This window comes from Oxalobacteraceae sp. CFBP 8761, assembly GCA_014841595.1.
Classification (GTDB): domain Bacteria; phylum Pseudomonadota; class Gammaproteobacteria; order Burkholderiales; family Burkholderiaceae_D; genus Telluria.
In genome coordinates, this window is sequence record JACYUE010000002.1 from 473,733 (window position 1) to 497,407 (window position 23,675).

The 23,675-nt window shown below is 65.0% G+C and carries 12 protein-coding genes; 9 read left to right on the top strand and 3 right to left on the bottom strand.

Annotation, left to right across the window (positions count from 1 at the left end):
* Positions 1 to 141: 141 nt before the first annotated feature.
* Complete coding sequence (locus IFU00_14490) at positions 142 to 3,015, bottom strand: TonB-dependent receptor (GenBank protein MBD8543490.1); 2,874 nt, start codon at positions 3,013 to 3,015, stop codon at positions 142 to 144.
* Positions 3,016 to 3,321: 306 nt separating this feature from the next.
* Entirely contained in the window at positions 3,322 to 6,069 is a 2,748-nt protein-coding gene (gene glnE / locus IFU00_14495) for a bifunctional [glutamate--ammonia ligase]-adenylyl-L-tyrosine phosphorylase/[glutamate--ammonia-ligase] adenylyltransferase (GenBank protein ID MBD8543491.1), read from the bottom strand.
* 208 nt (positions 6,070 to 6,277) lie between these two features.
* On the opposite strand from glnE, the gene IFU00_14500 reads away from it, so the two are divergent.
* From IFU00_14500 to aroG, 4 genes are all read left to right on the top strand, one after another.
* A complete protein-coding gene (locus IFU00_14500; protein ID MBD8543492.1) occupies positions 6,278 to 10,405 on the top strand; it encodes a TIGR02099 family protein in 4,128 nt (1,375 codons plus the stop codon).
* Between the two features lies 1 nt (position 10,406).
* Complete coding sequence (locus IFU00_14505; GenBank protein MBD8543493.1) at positions 10,407 to 11,204, top strand: carbon-nitrogen hydrolase family protein; 798 nt, start codon at positions 10,407 to 10,409, stop codon at positions 11,202 to 11,204.
* Between the two features lie 90 nt (positions 11,205 to 11,294).
* Entirely contained in the window at positions 11,295 to 12,755 is a 1,461-nt protein-coding gene (gene tldD / locus IFU00_14510) for a metalloprotease TldD (GenBank protein MBD8543494.1), read from the top strand.
* A gap of 303 nt (positions 12,756 to 13,058) precedes the next feature.
* Entirely contained in the window at positions 13,059 to 14,117 is a 1,059-nt protein-coding gene (gene aroG, locus IFU00_14515; protein MBD8543495.1) for a 3-deoxy-7-phosphoheptulonate synthase AroG, read from the top strand.
* Positions 14,118 to 14,178: 61 nt separating this feature from the next.
* On the opposite strand, the gene IFU00_14520 is transcribed toward aroG, so the two are convergent.
* A complete protein-coding gene (locus IFU00_14520) occupies positions 14,179 to 17,025 on the bottom strand; it encodes a TonB-dependent receptor (protein MBD8543496.1) in 2,847 nt (948 codons plus the stop codon).
* Positions 17,026 to 17,592: 567 nt separating this feature from the next.
* Here IFU00_14520 and IFU00_14525 point away from each other — a divergent pair.
* The 5 genes from IFU00_14525 (at position 17,593) to IFU00_14545 (ending at position 23,474) form a co-directional block, all read left to right on the top strand.
* Complete coding sequence (locus tag IFU00_14525; protein MBD8543497.1) at positions 17,593 to 18,531, top strand: ABC transporter permease; 939 nt, start codon at positions 17,593 to 17,595, stop codon at positions 18,529 to 18,531.
* On the top strand, positions 18,531 to 19,547 hold the full coding sequence (locus IFU00_14530) for an ABC transporter permease (protein MBD8543498.1): 1,017 nt from the start codon (positions 18,531 to 18,533) through the stop codon (positions 19,545 to 19,547). The genes IFU00_14525 and IFU00_14530 overlap by 1 nt, the downstream gene beginning before the upstream one ends.
* Complete coding sequence (locus tag IFU00_14535) at positions 19,544 to 21,235, top strand: ABC transporter ATP-binding protein (GenBank protein ID MBD8543499.1); 1,692 nt, start codon at positions 19,544 to 19,546, stop codon at positions 21,233 to 21,235. Before IFU00_14530 ends, IFU00_14535 begins: the two co-directional genes overlap by 4 nt.
* A 108-nt stretch (positions 21,236 to 21,343) precedes the next feature.
* On the top strand, positions 21,344 to 22,288 hold the full coding sequence (locus tag IFU00_14540; GenBank protein MBD8543500.1) for a VTT domain-containing protein: 945 nt from the start codon (positions 21,344 to 21,346) through the stop codon (positions 22,286 to 22,288).
* Positions 22,289 to 22,460: 172 nt separating this feature from the next.
* Entirely contained in the window at positions 22,461 to 23,474 is a 1,014-nt protein-coding gene (locus IFU00_14545) for a glucokinase (GenBank protein ID MBD8543501.1), read from the top strand.
* Positions 23,475 to 23,675: the final 201 nt, after the last annotated feature.

Below are 23,675 nucleotides of genomic sequence, written 5' to 3' on the forward strand. Positions count from 1 at the left end.
TATTTACGGATTTTCAATGCCACATGTAATTGACTGCGTGGTTACTTGCTGATCTAAGTTTGGCTGAATGCAAAAAAGCCCGCCCGGCTTGCGCCGGTCGGGCTTTTCGCGCAATTAAATTGCGGTTTGTGTGGTTAGTACTTAGAACGCCTGGTTGTAGCGCACGTAGACGAAGCGATCGATCGGCAATTCCGGGCTGACCGACGACGACGACGAGTTGCCGCCGGTCGCCGAGCCTGCGCTGTAGTTGATGACCGGTTTCTTGTCGAAGATATTGTTCGCGCCGAGCAGCAGCTTGGCGTTCCATGGCAGTGCATAGCCGATCGACAGGTCGCCGTACCACATCTCCTTGGCGCGGGTATAGCCCGTGCCCCAGCTGGTCTTGGCGGTCGGGTCCGAGCATTCGCCCGGCAGGGTCAGCGAGAAGCAACGGTTCTTCTGGCTGCTGAAGAAGCGGGCCGTGAAGGTCGCGCTCCAGTTGCCCATGCTCCAGTCGAGCGACGTGTTCGACTTGACGCGGAACGTGTCGTATTCGCCGGCGTATTCGACCCATTCCGAATCCGGGGTCGATTGCTGCTTGTACGTGTCCGTGTAGGTCGTTTCGCTGCGGATGCCGAACTGGCCCCAGGCCGTGCGCGGCAGGCGGTAGCTGATCGCCACGTCGACGCCTTCGGTCTCGACCTTGCCGCGGTTGGTGTTGCCGATCTGCAGATCGACGACCTGGCCGCTGGCGTCACGCGTGATCAGCGAGCAGAAGTTTTCCACGTTGTACAGGAAGCATTCCTCAATCGTGTCGGTGGCCGACACGCCCGTGATCAGGTTGTCGATCTTGATGTTGAACCAGTCGACCGAGACCGACAGGCCCGGCACGCTCGACGGACTCAGGACCAGGCCCAGCGTGCGGGTCTTGGCCGTTTCCGGCAGCAGGAAGCTGTTGCCGGCGCCGGTCGTAAACGGGAACGGGGTCTGGCCGCCTGTGGCAGGCACGTTCGCGCCCGTCTGGTTCTTCTGGCGGAAGCCGGCAGGCACGCCGCGCGCCGCGCAGCGCTGGGCCACGGCCGGGTTGACGGCCGCTTCGCCGACGACGCTGTCGCAGGCGTCGAGGTAGCTGGCGAAGGTCTGCGAGCCGCCGCCGAACGTGTCGCCCAGCGTCGGGGCGCGGAAGCCTTCGGCGTAGGTGCCGCGCGTGAGCAGGTCACGCACCGGCTTCCACATGAAGCTGGCCTTGCTGTTGGTGGTCGAGCCGAAGTTCGAGTAGTCCGAGTAGCGCGACGCCAGGTTGACGCTCAGCAGCTGGGCAAACGGCACGTCCTTGAGCAGCGGGATGTTTGCTTCCAGGTAGGCTTCGCGCACCGTGTAGCGGCCATAGGTCGGATTGCCGGCCAGGCTCGACGAGTAGCCCGAGCGTTCGAACTGGCCCGGTACGTCGTCGCCACGCACTTCGCGGTGCTCGATGCCGCCGGCGATGCCGACCGCGCCGGCTGGCAGCGTGAACAGTTCGCCGCTGATGTCGGCCGTGGCGCTGTTGACGACCGAGCTGTAGGTCGCCTGGGCGGTCGACATCACGTAGTCGAGCGCTTCCGGGGTCGAGGCCGACGGGCCGCCCAGGATGTTCCACGGGGTGCATTCGCCCAGGCCGATCGGCGCGGCGGCGGTGCCGCACTGGACCACGCCGGCCGCATTGCGGAACGACGGGCCGAGGGCGCGCTTGAGGTTGATGAGGTTCAGGTCGCCGTAGCCGCTGACCAGGCCATCGACCGTGTTGTGGTTGTAGCCGATGCTCCAGTTCCACGGCAGCGTGCGCAGCGTAAATTCGCCTTCGAGCGCGGCATCGATGTGCAGGCTGCGGTTGCTGTTGTCGGTCACGCGCGGCACTTCGATCGTGCGGCGGTAGAAGAACAGGTCCTGACCGTTGCCTGCGCCGGCCACCGAGTTGCCGTATGGGTTGTAGTAGCTGTCCTTGTCGACATACACCGGGAAGCGGGACTGCGAGGTCGAGCTCAGCGGATAGCCGGCAACCTGACGTGACGATGTGCGATCGGCGTACATCGCGGTGGTCTTGAAGCGCATATTGGCCGGCAGTTCGACTTCGCCCTTGACGAAGATCGAGGTCAGCTTGGTGGGCGTCAGGAAGTGCATCTGGCTGGTCGAGTTGAACAGGTCGGCCGGCGCATTGGTGAAGGGATGGTAGTTGGCCGGATTGCGCGCGTCCTGGCCCACGCCATCACCCAGCGGACCGCCGGTATGGTTCAGCACGCGGTCAAAGCCGGTCACGGCGCCGGTCGGGCTGACCTGGCGGATACGGCCCCACGGGCCGCTGCCCAGCGCCGAATTCGGCCGCGTCGGGCCATTCGTCGAGGCGGTGATGTCGCGCGTGCGCGCCCAGACGCCTCCCTGGTCGGTATGGGTCAGGCCGAACAGCAGCGACGCCTTGTCGTCGCCGGCGCCGTAGGTAACCGAGTAATCCTTGGTCTTGCCGTCGTTTTCTTCGTTCTGGCCGTGGTAGACGCTGACCTGGCCGCCCTGCATGGTTTTCTTCAGGATGATGTTGACCACACCCGAGATCGCATCCGAACCGTAGATCGACGAGGCGCCATCCTTCAGGATTTCGACGCGCTCGATCAGTGCCGACGGGATCGTCGACATGTCGGTGTAGCCGCTGACCGACTGGGTCCAGCGCTTGCCATCGACCAGCACCAGGAGGCGCTGCGCGCCCAGGTTGCGCATGTCGAGGAACTGGCCGCCCTGTTCGCGGCTCGCGCCCAGCGACGAACCGCGCGAGAAGGCCGGTACACCGGCCGACGACATGCTGTTGATGATGTCACCCACGGTCACCAGGCCACTCTTCTGGATCTGTTCCTGGCTCATCACCTGGACCGGCTGCGCCGTTTCCAGGTCGACCTGGCGAATGCGGGAACCGGTCACCTCGACGCGTTGCAAGGTCTCTTGTGCGATGGCGGTCATCGACGTCAGCGCCAGCGTCACGGCGAGTGCGATCTTGGTACGTTGTTGCATGTGCTCTCCATCCTGAGCCCCGTGCTGCGGGGCAGTCTTATGATTGATCGGCAAACTGAGGCGTGTTCAACAAATGCCAATACTTTTTGTTGGACGTGCATACCCCTCAGGTATCAAACCATTCGGTATTAACGGGTGTCAATATGTCAGGAGGGCATTTCTGTTGCAAATACAACAGTTAACAAAAAGAAATTAATTGACTAAAAAGTCAGCAGTTTTCATGTGCTTTTGGGGTGCAATCAATACTGCTTCTGGATGGAGGTAGTGCAGAGAAAAACCATGCGCACCAGGGTGGTGCGCATGGAATCAATCGGTAAAACAGGCGTGCCACAGGCGCAGTACGCTGTCGGGATGGGCGCCCACCTGGGCCGGATCGACCCGGGTCTTGTCGTGCCCCTGCAGCCGCACGCTGTGCTGCAGCTTGCGCATCGCGCGATACGCAGCAGCAACCTGGCTGGCCAGGGCCGCGTCGATCAGGCCCAGTTCGCCGCACAGGTGCAGCAGGGCGATGTTGCCGACGTTGGCGGTCAGCTGCGGGTAGGTGTGTGCGTGGCGCAGCACCAGGTATTGCACGATGAACTCGATGTCGATCATGCCGCCCGCATCCTGCTTGAGGTCGAACTGGGTGCTGCGGTTCAGGTTCGCGTCATGCATGCGTGCGCGCATCTGCACGACCTCGTTCTTCAGCACCGCTGCCTGGTCAGAGCGGTCCTTGCGCAGCACCTGTTCGCGGATCGCTTCAAAGCGCGCGCCGATGGCGGCGTCGCCGGCGCAAAAGCGCGCCCGCGTCAGCGCCTGGTGCTCCCAGACCCAGGCCGCCTCGCTCTGGTAGCGCTCGAAGGCAGCGATGGACGACACCAGCATGCCGCTGGCGCCGTCCGGACGCAGGGCGATGTCGATGTCGAACAGGATGCCGGCCGGCGTGGGCGCCGTCATCCAGGTGATGAAGCGCTGGGCCAGCCGGGCGTACAGGGGCGGCGCGTCGCCGTCGTCGTCCTCGTACAGGAAGATCACATCCAGGTCGGACACATAGCCCAGCTCCTTGCCGCCCAGCTTGCCGTAGGCGATAACGGCAAAGCGCGGCACCTCGCGGTGGCGGCCATTGACCGCGCGCCAGGCGTGCGTGACCACCGCGCCGACGATGGTGTCGGCCAGCGCCGACAGGTGGTCGGCCAGGTGCTCGACCGACAGTTCGCCGGCCAGGTCCAGCGCCAGCAGGCGAAACAGTTGCGCATGGTGCGTCTCGCGCAGGATGTCGAGCTGGCGCTCGGTGTCGCCGGCAGCGTCGGTCAGCTGCGTATCCAGGGTGGCCGCCAGTTGCGGCAGCGCTTCGGCGCCGGCGTTGCGGTCGTCCAGCAACTCGTCGAGCAGGATCGGGTGCTGGGTCAGGAACGTGGCAGCCCAGCCGCTGGCATTGATCATGCGGATCACGCGCTCGAGCGTGTGCGGATATTCGGTCAGCAGCGCCAGATAGGCCGAGCGGCGCGCGATGGCCTCGAACAGGTCGAGCAGGCGCCCCAGCGTGGCGGCGTGGCTGCCCATGCCGGCATCCTTCACGACGGTGGCGATCAGGGGCAGGGCGGCCTCGACCAGCGCCAGCAGGCGCACGCGGCTGAAGTCGGGCAGGCTGGTCAGGCGCGCGCCCTGCAGCGTGGTGGTCAGGCGGCCGGCGGCGGCGCGCGTGTCGTTGAAGCCCAGCCCGGCCAGGCGCTCAGTCAGCGCGTCGAGGTTGTCCAGGTCGTCGACCAGCGCCGGCGCGTCGGGATCCTGGTCGGGCGCTTCCTTGTCGGCAAAGATGGCGTCGAACTGCTGCGCGACATAGGTGCGCTGCTCTTCCAGCAGCGCCAGAAGCGTGGCTTCATCGGGGCAACCCATCATCTGCGCCACGGTCAGGCGGTCGTCTTCGCTCGCCGGCAGCGTGTGGGTCTGGGCGTCTTCGAGGTATTGCAGGCGGTGTTCGAGGTTGCGCAGGAAGGTGTAGGCCGCCAGCAGGCGTTCGACGGTGTCGACCGTCAATAGCTCACGCTCGGCCAGCAGCAGCAGCGTCTTGCGCGTGGAGCGCTCGCGCAGCGCCGGATCGCGCCCGCCGCGGATCAGCTGGAAGACTTGCGCCAGAAACTCGATCTCGCGGATGCCGCCACGGCCCAGCTTGACGTTGTGGCTGCGCTCGGGATGCAGGCGCTCCTGGCGTTTCACCTCGGCGCGGATCTGCGCGTGCATCGTGCGGATCGCGTCGATCACGCCGAAGTCCAGGTAGCGCCGGAAGATGAACGGCTGCACGATCGCGTCCAGCGCCGCGATGTCGTCCGGCTCGCCCGTGACGGCGCGTGCCTTGACCCACGCATAGCGCTCCCATTCGCGGCCCTGGACGATCAGGTATTCCTCGACCATGCCGAAGCTGGCTGCCAGCGGGCCCGACTTGCCGTTGGGGCGCAGCGCCATGTCGACCCGAAACACGAAGCCGTCCTCGATCACTTCGGACAAGGCCGCGCTCAGGCGGCGCCCGAGACGGATGAAGAATTCGTGGTTCGACAGCTGGCGCTGGCCGGCCTCGGCGGCCGTGTCGCCGTCTTCCGGGTACACGAAGATCAGGTCGATATCCGACGATACATTGAGTTCGCCGCCACCCTGCTTGCCCATGGCCAGCACGATCAGGTGCTGCGGGCGGCCCGAATCCTCGCCCACCGGCATTCCGTGCGCCGCGACCAGTTCGGCCATCAGGCTGGCCACATGGGTCTGGATCGCGAAGTCAGCAAAGTCCGTCATCGCGGTGACGACTTCATCGAGGTCGGCCTGGCCGCCGAGATCGCGCGCAACGATGGTCGAGATCAACAGGTTGCGCACCCGGCGCATCGCGCGCTCGAGTGGCAATCCTTTGGCCAGTTCGCCCTCCAGCAACGCGCGGAAATCGGCGTCGGCCAGCGATGCGGCGGACAGGCTGGCGAGCTGTTCTGCGCGCTCGGGCGCGGCGCCCAGCCAGCGCGCGACGAAACGCGACGCGGTGACAGGAACGGTGGATGGGACAGGCTGTGGTGCAGCGGAAACTTCGGTCATCGTTGATCCTGGGAAACGCGATGGATGGCCGTTTCAATAGGCCATTAGTCGGGGCCGGCAGGCAGTCGATGCGTTAAAATGGCCCGCTAACAGGCCGTCGCTGCTGCCCGGGTCAGCACCGATGGTAAGGTAGACGCCGCAACGCACGCAAGCGACCTGTTTTTTTGAGCTGTACATTTTTCGGCGAGCCTTTGTTATTAGCACCTTGATGCACAACCCGGATCCGCAGGCGACGTCCGCGTCCCGGCCGCTGGCCGTACGCTGGCGCCGGCTGCGCGCGTGCTATCGCTTCGCGAACCTGACCTCGCACCATGTGCTGGGCTTTGCGGTCAAGCTGCTGCTGATCGTGTATTTCGCGCTGGCCGTGCTGTTCCTGGTGCTGCGCTACGCCATCCTTCCCAACATCGACCTGTACAAGAGCGACATCGAGCGCGTGGCCGGCAATGCGCTCGGCAGCCGCGTCACGATCTCGCAGCTGGCGGCGTCCTGGCATGGCATGCGCCCGGCGTTGTCGCTGCGCGACGTGCGCCTGCACGACCGCCGGGGCCGCCAAGTACTGGCCTTGCCGCAAGTCAACGCCACGGTCGGCTGGTGGAGCATCGCCGCGCTCGAACCCCGGTTTGCGTCGCTCGAAATCATCGGCCCGCGCCTGGCCGTGCGGCGCGGCCGCGACGGCGTGCTGGTCGTGGCCGGCGTGCGGCTCGAGCAGCAGCAGGGCAATGGCACCGGCGCCGACTGGCTGCTGCGCCAGCGCGACATCGTCATCCGCAATGGCCGCGTCGACTGGCTCGACGAATTGCGCGGCACGCCGCCGCTGGCGCTGCAGGGCGTCACGCTGGCGCTGCTCAACCGCTGGGGTGCGCACCACCTGGCGCTGACGGCCACGCCGCCGGCGCGGCTGGGCGGCCCGGTCGACATCCGCGCGCGCTTCCGGCACCGCTTCGGCCAGCAGCCGTCCGATGTCACGCGCTGGAAGGGCGAGCTGTACGCCGACCTGCGCGACGTCGATCTGGGCGCCTGGAAGCGCTTCGTCGATTATCCGATCCAGCTCGAACGGGGCCGTGGCTCGCTGCGCACCTGGATCAACGTCGACCAGGCCCGCCTGGCGGGTTTCACCGCCGACCTGGCGCTGGCCGGCGTGAATGCGCGCCTGGGCCCGGACATCGCGCCGCTGCAACTGGCGCGCGTGTCGGGCCGCCTGAGCGCGCGTGAAACACTGTTGACCGGCAAAGGCGATGGCAAGCCCACCTTCGGCGCGAACGGCCACGCGCTGCGGCTCGACAATTTCACGGTGGTGGCGCGCGATGGCCGCGCCTTGCCGCCGGCCACGCTCGAACAAACCTGGCGGCCCGCCGCCGATGGCAAGCCCGAGCAAGGCACGCTGCGCGCGCAGGGCCTCGATATCGGCGCGCTGGCGGCGCTGGCCCAGTACCTGCCGATCTCGCCCGTGCAGCGCGGCCTGCTGGCCGATTACGCGCCGCGCGGCCAGTTGCAGGATGTCCGCGTCGAATGGGATGGGCGCTATCCCGGCGTGACGGGCTGGCGCATTCGCGGCGATGTGGCCGGGCTGGCGCTCAAAGCCCAGGCTGCGCGCCCGGGGCGCCCCGCCACGCCCGGCTTCGAAAACCTGAGCGGCCGCATCGACGCCAACGAGCGCGCCGGCAGCGTCAAGCTCGATTCGCAGCAATTTGCCTTGAATATGCCGGCCTGGTTCGCCGAACCGCGCATGCCGTTCGACCGCCTGGTGCTGGATGCGCGCTGGCAGTTTGACGCGGGCCGGCAGTTGCAGGTCGATATCGACGACCTGGACTTCGCGCAAGGCGCGTTCAAGGGCTCGGTCTCGGGCCGCCACACCATGCCGCTCACGCCCGGCCACGGGCCAGGGACGGCCGACTTCACCGGCAGCCTCGACGGGTTCCCGATCAACAGGATCGGCGCCTTCCTGCCGCTGGCCACGCCACACGGCCTGCACGACTGGCTGGTGGGCGCGCTGCAGGGCGGCCAGCTGCACGACACCACGCTGCGCCTGCGCGGCGACCTCGCGCAGTTTCCATTCAAGGCTGCCGACACCGGCGAATTCCGCGTCGCCGGCCGCCTGGCCGGCGCGCGGCTCGAATATGCCCCTGGCCACCGCCATCCGGACGGCACGCCGCTGTGGCCGCTGGCCGAAGCGATCGACGGGCGCATCGTGTTCGACCGCGCGCGCATGGAAATCAACGGCAAGACCCTGCGCACGCTGGGCGTGGCGCTGTCGAACGTCAAGGCCGTGATCCCCGACCTGGGCGCGCATGACAAGATGATGCTGGAAATCGATGGCGCCGGCGCCGGGCCGCTGCAGGAATTCCTGCGCTACGTGGCCGCCACGCCGGTGCTGGGCTGGATCGGCCACTTCACCGAGGACACGCAGGGCACCGGCAACGCAAAGCTCGACCTGAAGCTGCGCCTGCCGCTGTCGCACATGAACGAAGCAAAAGTGCAGGGCAGTCTGCAGTTGCAGGGCAACGACGTGGTGCTGTTCCCCGAGTTGCCGGCGCTGCAGAATGCCCATGGCAAGATCGCGTTCCACGACCACGGCTTTGGCCTGGAAGGCGTCGGCGCCGATTTCCTGGGCGCGCCGCTGGCAGTGGGCGGTGGCACGACGCCCGAGGGCAGCACGCGCGTGACGCTGGCCGGCACGCTGTCGGCCGAGGGCATGCGCCGCACCGCACCGGTGCCGGCACTGGGCCGCCTGGCCGAACGCCTGTCGGGCAGCACGCCGTATCGGGGCGAGATTGTCGTCAAGGCCGGGCATCGCACGATCACGATCGATTCGGCGCTGGCCGGACTGGGCATCGAACTGCCGGCGCCCCTGAACAAGGTGCAGGACGCGAACTTGCCCCTGCACTTCGTGCTCGAGGGCGAGCCGACCGTCGAGGGCCTGGCGCGCGATGTCATCCGCGTCGGCGTGGGGCAGGGCCTGGCCGCGCGGTACGAACGCGAAAAGCAGGGCAAGGGCGCCTGGCGCGTGACCCATGGCGGCATTGGCGTCAACGTGCCGGCGCCGCGCCCGGATCAGGGCCTGATGGTGCACCTGGACATGAAGGCACTGAACGTCGACCACTGGCTGGCGGCGGGCCGCGCCATTGCCGGCATGGACGTCAAGTCGGCTGCCCCGGCAGCGGATGCGACCCCCGCCAGCGGCGCCGATGTCACCCAGTACGTGCTGCCGGCGGTGGTAGCCGGCCGGGTCAGCGAACTGACGGTCGGCGAGCGGCGCATGGCCGACGTGGTCATTGGCGCCACCCATGTGGGCGACACGTGGCGCGCCAACCTGCATTCGCGCCAGGCCAGTGGCTATCTGACCTGGGCCGAGACGCCCAGCGGCCTGGGCAAGGTCACGGCGCGCCTGGCGTCGCTCGTGATCCCCGAATCGGCCGAAGCCGAGGTCAAGGACCTGCTCGAGTCGAACAAGGGCGCCACGGCCAGCATTCCGTCGCTCGACATCGTGGCCGAGCGCTTCGAGCTGTTCAACAAGAACCTGGGGCGCCTGGAACTGAACGCCAGCAATGTGCGGGCGCTGGCCGGGCGCGAGTGGCGCATCGACCGGCTGGCGCTGAGCAATCCCGATGGCAAGCTGAATGCGTCGGGCCGCTGGCTGACCAAGGATGGCAAGAGCAATACCAGCCTGAACTTCGCGCTCGACATGGACAATGCGGGGCGCCTGCTCGACCGCGTGGGCTTCCCGGACACGATCGGGCGCGGCAACGGCTACCTGCGCGGTGACATCTCATGGGCCGGCCTGCCGTATGCGATGGACATCCCGAGCCTGTCGGGCCAGATCGAGATGAACGTGGAGTCGGGCCAGTTCCTCAAGCAGGACCCGGGCGCGGCCAAGCTGCTGGGCGTGCTCAGTCTGCAAGCGCTGCCGCGCCTGCTCAAGCTCGACTTTCATGACGTGTTTTCCGATGGCCTGGCATTCGACGGCATCACGGCCAACGCGCTGATCACGCGCGGCGTGGCGCGCACCGATAACCTCAGGATGCATGGCGTGGCAGCGACCGTCCTGATGAACGGTACGGCCGATATCGCCAACGAGTCGACCAATCTGCGCGTGGTCGTGATCCCGGAATTCAATCTGGGCACCGGCCCGCTCGTGTACGGCCTGGCCGTCAATCCGGTGCTGGGCCTGGGCGGCTATCTGGCCCAGCTGTTCCTGCGCGCACCGGTGATGAAGGCGCTGACCTACCAGATGCAGGTGACAGGACCGTGGAAATCGCCGACCATTACCAAAATCCCCAACGGACCTGACAATATCCCTGTCAGCACGCCAGCCGCCCCCACCGCCAGCAAGGAATGACATGACGACCGTAGCCGCGATCCAGATGGTTTCCACTCCTGATCTTGAAGACAACCTGGTCACCGTACGCCGCCTCGTGGCCGAGGCCGCCGGGAAGGGCGCCACGCTCGTGGCCTTGCCCGAGTACTGGCCGATCATGGGCATGACCGATGTCGACAAGGTGGCGCTGGCCGAAGACCCGGGCGCCGGCCCGATCCAGGCATGCATGGCCGAACTGGCGCGCGAGCACGGCATCTGGCTGGTCGGCGGCACGCTGCCGATCGTCTCGCCGAGCGCGGGCAAGGTGCTCAACACCACGCTCGTGTATGACCCGCAGGGCGTGTCGATGAGCCGCTACGACAAGATCCACCTGTTCGGCTTCAACAAGGGTGCGGAATCGTACGACGAGGCCCGTACCATCGTGCCGGGCGATACGGTGGGCGTGTTCGATGCGCCGTTCGGCCGCGTCGGATTGTCGGTGTGCTACGACCTGCGCTTTCCCGAGCTGTACCGCGCGATGGGCGAATGCGCACTGATCATCGTGCCCGCCGCCTTTACCTACACCACCGGCCGCGCGCACTGGGAAGTGCTGCTGCGGGCGCGCGCCATCGAGAACCAGTGCTATGTGCTGGCTGCGGCCCAGGGCGGCATGCACGTGAATGGCCGCCGCACTTGGGGCCACAGCATGCTGGTCGACCCGTGGGGCGAGGTCAAGGCGGTGCTGCCGGAAGGCGAGGGCGTGATTGCGGGCGAACTCGATCCGGCGTTCCTGCGCGGTGTACGCGACAGCCTGCCGGCGTTGCGGCACCGGAAGATGTAAAACCGGCGTCGCCTGTACCGGGCGCAGCGATGCGAATAAACGGGATATGGCACAATGCCCGTTCCAACCGAACGCATGAATCGACCCACAATGACGCCATTCGAACCGAACCTGTCCTCCATCGCTGTTGCCCGCGACGTCCTCCTGACGCCATTCGGCCTGGACGAAGACAAGCTGCTGCGCGCGCTGGGGACGATGTTCACGCACAAGGTCGACTATGCCGACCTGTACTTCCAGTTCACCAAGAGCGAAGGCTGGAGTCTCGAAGAAGGCATCGTCAAGAGCGGCAGCTTTTCGATCGACCAGGGCGTTGGCGTACGCGCCGTGTCGGGTGAAAAGACGGCGTTCGCGTATTCCGATGAGATTTCCGAACAGGCGCTGCTGGACGCTGCCGCCGCCACGCGCACGATCGGGCGCCAGGGCGCCGGGCGCATCAAGATCGCGCGCAGCACCCAGCACAGCGGCGGGCGTTCGCTGTACCTGCCCAACGATCCGCTGGCCTCGCTTGATGCGACGGCCAAGGTGACGCTGCTCGAGCGCGTCGAAAAGATGGCGCGCGCGAAAGACCCGCGTGTGGTGCAGGTGATGGCGGGCCTGGCCGGTGAATACGATGTCGTGCTGGTGCTGCGCAGCGACGGCGTATTGGCGGCCGATATCCGGCCGCTGGTGCGCGTGTCGGTGACCGTCATCGCCGAGCAGAACGGGCGACGTGAAGTGGGTTCGTCCGGCGGCGGCGGGCGCTTCGACTATGGTTACTTTACCGACGAGGTGCTCGACCGCTATGCGACCGATGCCGTCAAGGCAGCTTGCGTGAACCTGGAAGCGCGGCCGGCGCCGGCCGGCCCGATGACGATCGTGCTGGGCCCGGGCTGGCCCGGCGTGCTGCTGCACGAAGCCGTCGGCCACGGCCTCGAGGGCGACTTCAACCGCAAAGGCTCGTCGTCATATGCCGGCATGATCGGCGAGCGCGTCGCCGCCAAGGGCGTCACCATCGTCGACGACGGCACGCTGCAGGACCGCCGCGGCTCGCTCAATGTCGATGACGAAGGCAATCCGACCCAGTGCACGACGCTGATCGAGGACGGCATCCTGAAAGGCTACATCCAGGACACGATGAACGCGCGCCTGATGAAGATGCCCGTCACCGGCAACGCGCGCCGCGAATCGTTCGCGCACCTGCCGATGCCGCGCATGACCAATACTTATATGCTCGCCGGCGACAAGGACCCGCAGGAAATCCTGGCCTCGGTCAAGAACGGCCTGTATGCGGTGAACTTTGGCGGCGGCCAGGTCGACATCACGAACGGCAAGTTCGTGTTTTCGGCCAGCGAGGCCTACATGATCGAAGACGGCAAGGTCACGTATCCGGTCAAGGGTGCAACGCTGATCGGCAATGGCCCCGAAGTGATGAACCGCATCTCGATGATCGGCAACGACATGCGTCTGGATTCGGGCGTGGGCGTGTGCGGCAAGGAAGGCCAGAGCGTGCCGGTGGGCGTGGGCCAGCCGACCCTGCGCATCGATGGCGTGACGGTCGGCGGCACGGCTTGAGCCTGTAGTGCTGTGGTATGCGGTAACAAGCTGTCTGTACAAGCCGTCATCGACGGATAAAGGGCTTGCCAAGTTTTGCGGGTTGTTGTTATAGTCAGTTGACCAAACACGGACGACATCATGCGCCACGCTTTCTTTACCCGCTTTTTTTACTTTAGCCATTCCAGCCTCAGGCGGTGGAACAGCAGCGGGTACGCGCAGTAAAAGTCCCGGCAGCATCCAGACAAACCGCCAGCAATGGCGGTTTTTTTATTTTCAGACGGTATAAAACCAAACTCAACCGAGCACGAAAGAGAGTCCAGCATGCCCCGCACCGACGACCTACGCATCCGTGAAATGAAGGAACTGACGCCACCCTCGCACCTGATCCGCGAGTACCCCGTCACCCCGGCGGCCGAGCAGACCGCGGCCGGCGCGCGTGTCGACCTGCACCGCATCCTGCATGGCCAGGACGACCGCCTGATGGTGGTGATCGGGCCATGCTCGATCCACGACCCGAAGGCCGCGATCGAGTACGCGCGCCGGCTGGTCGAACAGCGCCGCCGCTTTGCCGGTGAACTCGAGATCGTGATGCGGGTCTACTTTGAAAAGCCCCGCACGACGGTGGGCTGGAAAGGCCTGATCAACGACCCGTATATGGACAACAGCTTCCGCATCAATGATGGCCTGCGCATGGCGCGCGAGCTGCTGCGCGACATCAACGAGATGGGCCTGCCGGCCGGCACCGAATTCCTCGACGTGATCAGCCCGCAGTACATCGCTGACCTGATCAGCTGGGGCGCCATCGGCGCGCGCACGACCGAGTCGCAGGTGCACCGCGAGCTGGCGTCCGGCCTGTCGTGCCCGGTCGGTTTCAAGAACGGCACCGACGGCAATATCAAGATCGCGACCGAGGCGATCAAGGCCGCGTCGCAGCCGCACCATTTCCTGTCGGTGACCAAGGGCGGCCACTCGGCCATCGTGTCGACCTCGGGCAACGAGGATTGCCACATCATCCTGCGTGGCGGCAAGGCGCCGAACTACGACGCCGCCAGCGTCGAGGAAGCCTGCCGCCAGATCGCCGCACTGGGCCTGGCCAGCCGCCTGATGATCGACGCGTCGCATGCCAACAGTTCGAAAAAGCCCGAGAACCAGGTGCCCGTGTGCGCCGACATCGCCACGCAGATCGCGGCCGGCGACGATCGCATCGTGGGCGTGATGATCGAATCGAACCTGGTGGGTGGGCGTCAGGATCTGGTGCCGGGCAAGGAGCTGACCTATGGCCAGTCGGTAACCGATGGTTGCATCGACTGGGACAGCAGCCTGCAGGTACTGGACGGTCTGGCAGCGGCGGTGCGCCAGCGCCGTTTGCGCCAGGAATAATCAAGCAGGCATAAAAAAACGGCGCACCGAGGTGCGCCGTTGTTCTAACTGCTCGCCGGGATCAGAACTTGGCGGTCAGGTTCAGGAAGATATGACGGCCCATCGCGTCATACACCTGTGGGTAGGTATTGCCGTTGCCGTAGACGGCAGCGACCACGCCCGACAGCGGTGGATCCTTGTCCAGCGCGTTGTTCATGCCGGCGCGCAGGGTGAAGTTACGGTTGATCTGCCAGCTGCCGACCAGATCCAGGTAGTTGCGTGCGCCAAGGCTTGCATCAGCTGGTTCCGATTCGGTGTCGAGGTCCACACCGCGCACATAGCGCCAGGTCGCGCCCAGTTCCACGCCATTCCACGGGGTGCCCCAGACCGCGCGCACCTTGTGACGCCATTTTGGCAGCGGCACGCCGCAGGTAGGACCGTGCAGGCCGGCGCAGTCACGCGTATCGCCGCCTGGCAAGTCCTGCTGCTTGAACTCTTTCAGGTAGGTGCCCATCAGCGACAGGTTCAGGCTGCCCCAGGCGCCCAGCTTGGTGTTCCAGTTCGCGCCCAGGTCAACACCCTTGGTCGAGGCCATGCCCAGGTTCTGGTTGGTGGCGACGATCTGCGCGGTTTCCAGTGCCCACAGGGTGCCCAGACGGTCACGCGTGATCAGCGAGCAGAATGTCGGGTCGCCCGTTGCCAGGCAGCTCTCGAGGCTGGTCGTTGCCGGCAAGCCGCCGATGATGCCATTGACCTTCATGTCGAAAGCGTCGATGGTGACCGACGTGTTGCGCGTCGGGGTCAGCACCAGGCCCAGCGTGTACGAGTCGGATTCCTCCGGCGCCAGGTTCGTATTGCCGCCCGTGATCTGGTTGTACTGCTGGGCTGGCGAATCGACGATGTTGCCGTACTGGGCCGCCGTGACGCCGGTGCGTGCGCACTGGGCCAGGGTCGCGGTCGGGGTCTCGCCCGCGCATGGGTCGGACGACATGTCGTACAGGCCCAGGCCGGCCGGCGTGTACAGTTCGACCACGTTGGCGGCGCGTGCGGCGCGCTGATAGCTGAAGCGGAACTTCGCTTCCTTGATCGGTGCCCATTCGATGCCTGCACCATACGAGCTGGTTTTCTGGCCGGTCGAATAATCCGATTTGCGATAGCTGGCGGTGACGTTAAGCTGGTCGGCGAATGGTTGCTTCTGCAGGATCGGGATACGGGTTTCGGCGTAATAGTCACGCACGCTGAACTGGCCGCTCACGTTCTTGGTCGGGCCGCCCTGGCCAGCCAGATCGCCCGATTCGAAGGCTGCATCGTTGTCCAGCGACAGTTTTTCGGTGCGGTGTTCCCAGCCGAGCGCCAGGCCGATGCCTTCGGTGCTGGTCGGGAGCTTCAGGCCGTATTCACCCAGGTCGGTCGACAGGTTGACGCCTTGCACGGTTTGCGACGTGCTGCCGCGCTGGAAGCCCGGGGTTTGCAGGTAGGTCAGTGCTTCCTTGGTGATGCCGCCGAGGCTCCAGATATTGTAGGGCACGCAGTTCGGATCGATGCCGTTCAGGGTGCTGCGGCAGACCGGTGCGCCGTTGGCGCCAGGGACGACATCCAGTGCCCGCGCGCTGCGCGCCACCGAGAAGTCGTTGAAGTAGGTTTCGGCGTAGCGGACCTTGCCGACCTGCGCGAAGACGTCGTACTTCCAGTTGCCGACATCGCCCTTGACGCCGACCACGCCGCGGTAGGACGTGTGGTTCAGGTCGTCGCGGCGGCCACCGCCTTCGACGTTGCGGCGGAAGATGACCAGGTCGGCCGTATCGCCCGGCGCGTTCAGGCCCAGCGTCTGGCGCCAGGCATTCGACAGCAGCGGGTTCTCGAAGGTGATTGCATTGGCGCCGGAAGCGTCGAGGCCGAACAGGCCGGACGGCGCGATCTGGGCGACAGTGCTGTCATCGTGGAAGCTGGCTTCGCCGTAGACGCGGGTCTTGTCGTTGATGTCGTAGTGCGTGAACGAGCTGAACGTATAGCGCTCGGACGGACGGCGGAAATAGTTCAGCGGGCCGAAGTTGTAGGCATCGTTTGCGCCGATATACGGACGCACGCCGCCATTCGCATCGGCCACGGTGAAGCTGCGCGTGCCGACCAGGAAGCGACCCGGGAAGCTGGTGCCGGAGCCGCCGCAGTTGAACGTGTCGCCCGTGGTGGAGCCGCCCAGCGAGCACGCCGTGAAGTCACGCTCCGATTGCAGCAGCGGGTCTTCCTTCTTGTAGCCCAGGAACACCACGGCATTGCCGCGGCCGTCGGCGAAGTTGCCGCCCATCGTCAGGCTGATGTCCTTGACCTTGGCGTCGGCGCTCTTGTCGCCCGGCAGCTGGAAGTTGCGGCGCGTGGCGGCATCGGCTGCCGGCCCGCCGTTTTGCTGGTGGTTGTAGAACTGGTAGTTGCTGTCGATCTGGACGCCCTGGAAGTTGTCGTCCATGATGAAGTTGACCACGCCGGCCACGGCGTCGGAGCCGTAGATGGCGCCGGCGCCGCCGGTCAGCACTTCGACGCGCTTGACCAGGCCCACCGGGATCTGGTTCAAGTCGGCGGCCGGATTGCGCGGGCTGCCTGCTGGCAGGCGGCGGCCATTGACCAGCACCAGGGTGCGATCGGCGCCGAAGTTACGCAGGTTGACAGTCGCGGTGCCGGTCGAGCCGTTCGAGACCGAGCCACCCTGGTCGGCGAAGACCTGAGGCAGGTTGTTCAGCAGGCTCTCGACCGAACGCACACCTTCGAGCTTGATGTCCTTGGCGTTAACGACGGTAACTGGACTGATGCTTTCCAGGTTGGCCGTGGCGATGCGTGAACCGGTCACTTCCACGCGCTGAGGTTCGCCTGTGGCAGGCGCCGTGTCCTGGGCGTGGGCCGCCGAGAACGCGACGACCATGCCGCCTGCACAGATCAGTCGAACCGATCGAGATAACACTGTTTCAACCATCATGTCGATTTTCCCAGGTAAGACCTGCAGAGCGGATGTCGCCTGCAGTAATGTCATTGGATTGCCACCGCGAATAGCAGCGTCGAATTTTTACTACCTGGCAATAAAAACATTTCCAGTAACGCAGTGTCAACGTATAAAGTCTTTACGAATCAAAAATACAACTGTGCACCAACTAGTCTGTACAACCATGCATTTTGGTGCTAGTCATGATTCTGCAATGAAAAATAATATGTGGAATATCCTTAGGAAAATATAGTTTGACCGGTATTTAATGCGGTAATTGGTAATGTAATTGGCAGATAGTGCTGTAAGGATGTATGTATGCGAATCATTGATGACATGTTATCGCTACCTTATCAATGTCACAAATGTACATACACAGGATAACCAAAGTCTATCCCCTCATGACATCCTGCCTCTGTCAGCCCACGCCGATATGCGCTATCGTGTCGGGTTCGCAACGCCTGTATCGGGTTGGTGAATTTCGCGGGAAATGGCACCTTTGCCTGGTCCCGGTTCGGGAGTGTCATGCTTGCTTATATCGTCCGGCGCCTGTGGCAAATGTTGCCGACCATGGCGGGCGTCGTGCTGCTGGTGTTTGTGCTGTTCAACTGGGTCGGCGGCGATCCGGCCTATCTGCTGGCCGGCAAGATGGCCGATGCGAACGCCATCGAGAACATCCGGCGTCAGCTGGGCACTGACCAGCCGTACCCGGTGCAGCTGTGGATCTTCGTGCAGCAAATCGTGACGTTTGACTTCGGTAACGCCTGGAGCACGGGCGAACCGGTGGCGCAGATCATCACCAGCCGCCTGGGGCCATCGCTCACTGTCCTGATTCCGCTCACCGTCCTCGAAGTGTTCTTCGGCATTGCGCTGGCGCTGGGCATCGCCTTCGTGCGCGGCTCGCTGACCGACCGCGCCGTGATGATTGCTTGCACGGTGGGCATGTCGATCTCGATCCTCGTGTATATCTCGGTGTTCCAGTACGTGTTTGCTTACCAGCTGGGCCTGTTTCCGGTACAGGGCTGGGGCAGCAGCCTTGGCGAGAACCTGCTGCACTACGCGCTGCTGCCGATCATCATCGGCCTGGCGGTTTCGATCGCGCCAACGCTGCGGCTGTACCGCAGCTTCGTGCTCGACGAAGTGGGGCAGGACTACGTGCGCACGGCGCGCGCCAAGGGCTTGAGCGAGCGCCGCATCGTCTGGGTCCACGTGCTGCGCAATGCAGCCATTCCCATCATCACGCACGTGATGGCGAACCTGCCGGCGCTGCTGATCGGGGCGTTTCTTCTCGAACGTTTCTTCGGCATCCCCGGCATCGGGCGCGAAGTCATTCTTGCCGTTGAACGCAGCGACTTCCCGGTGATCAAGGCGATCACGGTCTACGTGGCCGCGGCGACGATGGTGTTCAACCTGCTGGCCGACCTGCTGTACCGCGCCGTCGATCCGCGCGTGCAATTCCGATGATGACGATGCAGACGTCCGACGATTCAGCCGGCCTGTGGACGCTGGCCTGGCGCCGCCTGCGGGCGGACCGCGTGGCGATGGCAGCGCTCGCCGTCGTGACCGGCTTCCTGCTCCTGGTGCTGCTGTCGAGCACCGGCCTGGTGGCCGCCGACTGGGAAGAGGAAGTGGCCGTCAATTACGCGCCGCCGAGCTTTGTCGGCGCCGATGCGACGGCGCGCGCACTGGCGCAGGCGCAACTGCCACGCGCCACGCCGCCGAATGCGTTCGATCCGCTCGCGGCCGAACTGGCAGCGTTGCAGGCCCAGGTGGCGGCAACGCATCCGCCGGTGGCCAAGCGCACGACGCTGCTGTTTGGCGCCGACAAATGGGGCCACGACATCGTCAGGAAAACGATCAAGGGCGGCGAAACGTCGATCGTCGTGGGCCTGGTTGCGGCGCTGCTGGCCGTCACGCTGGGCACGCTGTTCGGCGCTGTCGCCGGGTTCTTCGGTGGCTGGGTCGACGACCTGTTCAACTGGTTCTACAGCATCTTCACGTCGATTCCATCGATCCTGATGATCCTGACCGTGGCCGCCGTGCTGCAGCAAAAGGGCGTGACGACCATCGTGCTGATCCTGGGCCTGACCGGCTGGACGGGACCGTTTCGCCTGATGCGCGCCGAGTACATCAAGCACAGTGCGCGCGAATACGTGATGGCGGCCAATGCCATCGGCGCGTCGAACTGGCAGCGCATGTTCGGGCATATCCTGCCGAACGTGTCGCACGTGGCGCTGGTGCAGATGTCGATCCTCGTGGTCGGCTTCATCAAGGCCGAAGTAATCCTGTCGTTCCTGGGCTTCGGCGTGCCGGTAGGCACGGTATCGTGGGGCAGCATGCTCAACGAAGCGCAGAATGAACTCATCCTCGGCAAGTGGTGGCAACTGGCGGCCGCTGCCGGCGCCATGGCGGTGCTGGTCACCAGTTTTTCGCTGTTTGCCGACGCCTTGCGCGACGCGCTCGACCCCAGGATCAAATGACCGACGAAACCATGCCTTTGCTGAGCGTGCGCGACCTGCGCATTGCGTTCCGGGTCGACAGGCACCGCACCAGCGCCGCGCTGAAAGGCGTCTCGTTCGACGTGCCGGACAACAGCACGGTGGCGCTGGTGGGCGAATCGGGCAGCGGCAAGTCGGTCAGTTCGCTGGCCGTGATGGGGCTGCTGCCGCACGAGACGACGATCGTCGATCCGGCCTCGCGCATCGCGTTTGCCGGGCGCGAGCTGCTCGGCCTGCCGCTGGCCGCGCGGCGCGCCTTGTGCGGCAAGGACATCGCGATGATTTTCCAGGAGCCGATGTCCTCGCTCAATCCGGTGTTCACGGTGGGGTTCCAGATCGGTGAAGTGCTGCGCCAGCACATGGGCATGGACAAGCGCGCGGCGCGTGCCCGCACGCTCGAGTTGCTGGCTGAAGTGGGCATTCCCGATCCGGCGCGCAAGATCGATGCTTACCCGGGCCACCTGTCGGGCGGCCAGCAGCAGCGCGTGATGATCGCGATGGCCATTGCCTGCGAGCCCCGATTGCTGATCGCCGACGAGCCGACCACGGCGCTCGACGTGACGATCCAGAAACAGATCATGGACCTGATCGCGCGTCTGCAGCGCGAGCGGCGCATGGCCGTGCTGTTCATCACGCACGACCTGGGCCTGGTGGGCGAGATCGCCGATCGCGTGATCGTGATGCGCCACGGCGAGGTGCGCGAGGAGGGCGCCGCCGCGCAGGTGTTCGGTGCGCCCCGGGACGCTTATACCCGGGCCCTGCTGCATTGCCGGCCATCCCTCGATGCGCGTCCGCTGCGCCTGCCGGTGATCGACGATTACCTGGCGGGGCACGTGCTCGCTGGTGCGCAACTGCCGCAGCGTGTGCGCGGCACGAACCCCGACGATGCGCCGCTGCTGGTGGTCAGGAATCTGGCCAAAAGCTTCTGGACGCGCGAGGGCCTGTTCGGCAAACGCGAATTCAAGGGGGTGAAGGATGTGTCGTTCACGCTGGCACGCGGCAAGACGCTGGGCGTGGTCGGTGAATCGGGCTCGGGCAAGACGACGGTTGGCCTGACGCTGTTGCGGCTGCACCGCGCGACGGGCGGTTCGGCGCTGTTCGAAGGGCGCGATCTGGTGGCCATGTCCGACCGTGAATTTCAGCCCTACAAGCGGCGCATTCAGATTATTTTCCAGAATCCGTATGCCTCGCTCAATCCGCGTTTCACGGTCGGCCAGATCCTGCTCGAACCGATGCGCATCCACGGGATCGGCGCGCACGAGGCCGAGCGCGCTGCGCTGGCGCGCACCTTGCTGGGGCGCGTCGGCTTGCCGGACGCGGCCTACGGGCGCTATCCCCATGAATTCTCGGGCGGGCAACGTCAGCGGATTGCGATTGCGCGCTGCCTGACGATGCAGCCCGAGATTCTTGTCTGCGACGAATCCGTCTCGGCGCTGGACGTGTCGGTCCAGGCCCAGGTGCTGAACCTGCTGCAGGATTTGCAGGACGAATTTGGCCTGAGCTATATCTTCATCTCGCATGACCTGTCGGTGGTGAAGTACATCTCCGACCAGGTGATGGTGATGCAGAACGGCGGCGTGGTCGAAGTCGCCGATGCCGATGTGCTGTACCGCAACCCACAGCATCCGTACACGAAGTCGCTGCTGGCGGCGATTCCGCGCGGGGTGTAACTACAGGTCGTTGCCGATGCCGCAAAAGACCGTTGCGAATATGCTAAACCGGCTGCCGAAACAGGTCGCATTCCTGTGCCGCGACTGCAATTCACGTACACTGTGAGGATGCCCCAGTTAGTCGAACTCATTCAAGTCTATGGCGTGCTGATCGTGTTCGGCATCGTTCTCGTCGAGCAGTTCGGCTTGCCTATTCCCGCCTACCCGATCCTGATCGTGGCCGGCGCGCTGTCGGTCGAGGCCGACGTCAGCTGGCAGCTCGTGTGGCTGGCCGCCATCACCGCCTGCCTGATCTGTGATGTGTTCTGGTTCCGCGCCGGGCGCTTCTATGGCAAGCGCATCCTGCGGCTGCTGTGCAAGATTTCCCTGTCCCCCGATTCGTGCGTCAACCAGACCGAAGACCGCTTCAGCCGGTTCGGCGTCAAGTCGCTGCTGGTGTCCAAGTTCGTCCCGGGCTTTAACACCATCGCTGCGCCATTGTCGGGCGCGATGGGTGTGGCCCCGAAGCCCTTCCTGCTGTACGCCGTCACGGGCGCGGCGCTGTGGAGCGGCGTCGGCATCCTGCTGGGCGCCTGGTTCCACGACAGCGTCGACGACGTGCTCGCCATCCTGTCGACGATGGGCAGCACGGCGCTGGTCGTTGTCGCCAGCGTGCTGGGTCTGTTCATCGCGTTCAAGTATGCCGAGCGGCGCCGGCACCGTTCGCGCAGCGGCGCCGAGCGCATCGAGATGGCCGAATTGCTGGCGCTGATCGACAGCGGCGCACAGCCGGTGCTCATCGATGCGCGCAGCCTGACCGCGCAGGACCTCGAAGCGGCCATTCCCGGCGCGCTCATTTTCCGCGCATGCGAGCCGGGTGCATTAATGGCATCGCTCGACCGCAAGCGCGAGATTGTGGTCTACTGCAGTTGTCCCGACGATGTGACGGCCGCCCAGGTCGCACACCAGTTCGCTGCCAATGGCTTTCGCCGCGTGCGCGCGCTCAAGGGCGGACTCGATGCCTGGAATGGGCGCGGTGACACCCCGTCCTCGCTGGACCCGGCGCCCTGCTGATCGGCCCTGCAGGCAGCATGGTCGGTGGCGTAGTGCAATTACGGTGATCAAGCCGATTTTTACGTAAGTAAGCCCTGACACATGCCATTGTCTGTAGCAAAACTACAGATAGTTCTTGTCTTGGAGGCAAAATATTTAGTAAGCTTGCGGCTTCGTCTCCACTGTGCCCGCAATGACTGCATCCATGTCCATGAACGAGATTTCCCACCTGCATGCTGGCGGTCCCCGCCTGCTGGCCGATATCGGCGGCACCAATTGTCGTTTCGCGATCGAGCGTGGTCCCGGGCAGCTCGAGGGCATCGAGATCCTGCCATGCGCTGCCTATGCAACGCTGGGCGACGCAATGCGCACCTATCTGGCCGGTCCGACTGTCCGGGCGCTGACTTCCAGCCCGATCCGGCATGCGGCGCTGGCGATCGCCAACCCGGTTACGGGTGACTATGTGCGCATGACCAACCACCACTGGGAATTTTCGACCGAGGCATTGCGGGTCGAATGCGGCTTCGAGATCCTGATGGTGGTCAATGACTTTTCGGCGCTGGCCCGTTCGCTGCCGCATCTGGGCGAGCACAAGCGCCAGGTCGGTGGCGGCGTGCCGCAGCCGGATACGGCGCTGGGCCTGATCGGCGCTGGCACTGGCCTGGGCGTGTCAGGCCTGATCCCATGCGCCAGCTCATGGACCGCATTGCGCAGCGAAGGCGGGCACGTGAGCTTCGCGCCCATCAACGATGACGAAATCGCGATCCTGCAATTTGCCTGGCGCGAATATGACCACGTTTCGTTCGAGCGCTTCCTGTCCGGCGCCGGCGTCGAACTGATCTACCGCGCGCTGGCCGATCGCGCCGGCAGTCCCGACGAGCGCCTCAGCGCCGCCGAGATCTCGCGCCGCGCGCTGTCGGGCGAATGCCCATTGTGCGACGACGTGCTCGAAGCATTCTGCGGCATGCTCGGCACCGTGGCCGGCAACCTGGCCGTGACGCTCGGCGCGCAGGGTGGTATCTATATTGGTGGCGGCATCGTTCCACGCCTGGGCGCGCGCTTCGACCGCTCGTCGTTCCGCCGCCGCTTCGAGCAAAAAGGGCGCTTCGTCCATTACCTGACGGCCGTGCCGACCTACGTCATCACCGCCGAATACCCGGCTTTTGTTGGTGTGTCTGCGATTTTGTCGGAAAAACTGTCAGACTGACGCTACTAGCTACCCGCCGCGTGGATGGTCGCTTGTCCACTACGCGGTTTTATCGGGTACAATGGCCGCCAGTTGCAAGAAACGTCGTCGTCCCTCCGCGTGCCGCACAGGCCGCTCCCCGGCGCCTCCCGAACATGGCGAGTGCGCCGATGCGCCGCGTTTCCCAACGAGCATCAACACTCAGAGGCAGGTTGCCCGCGA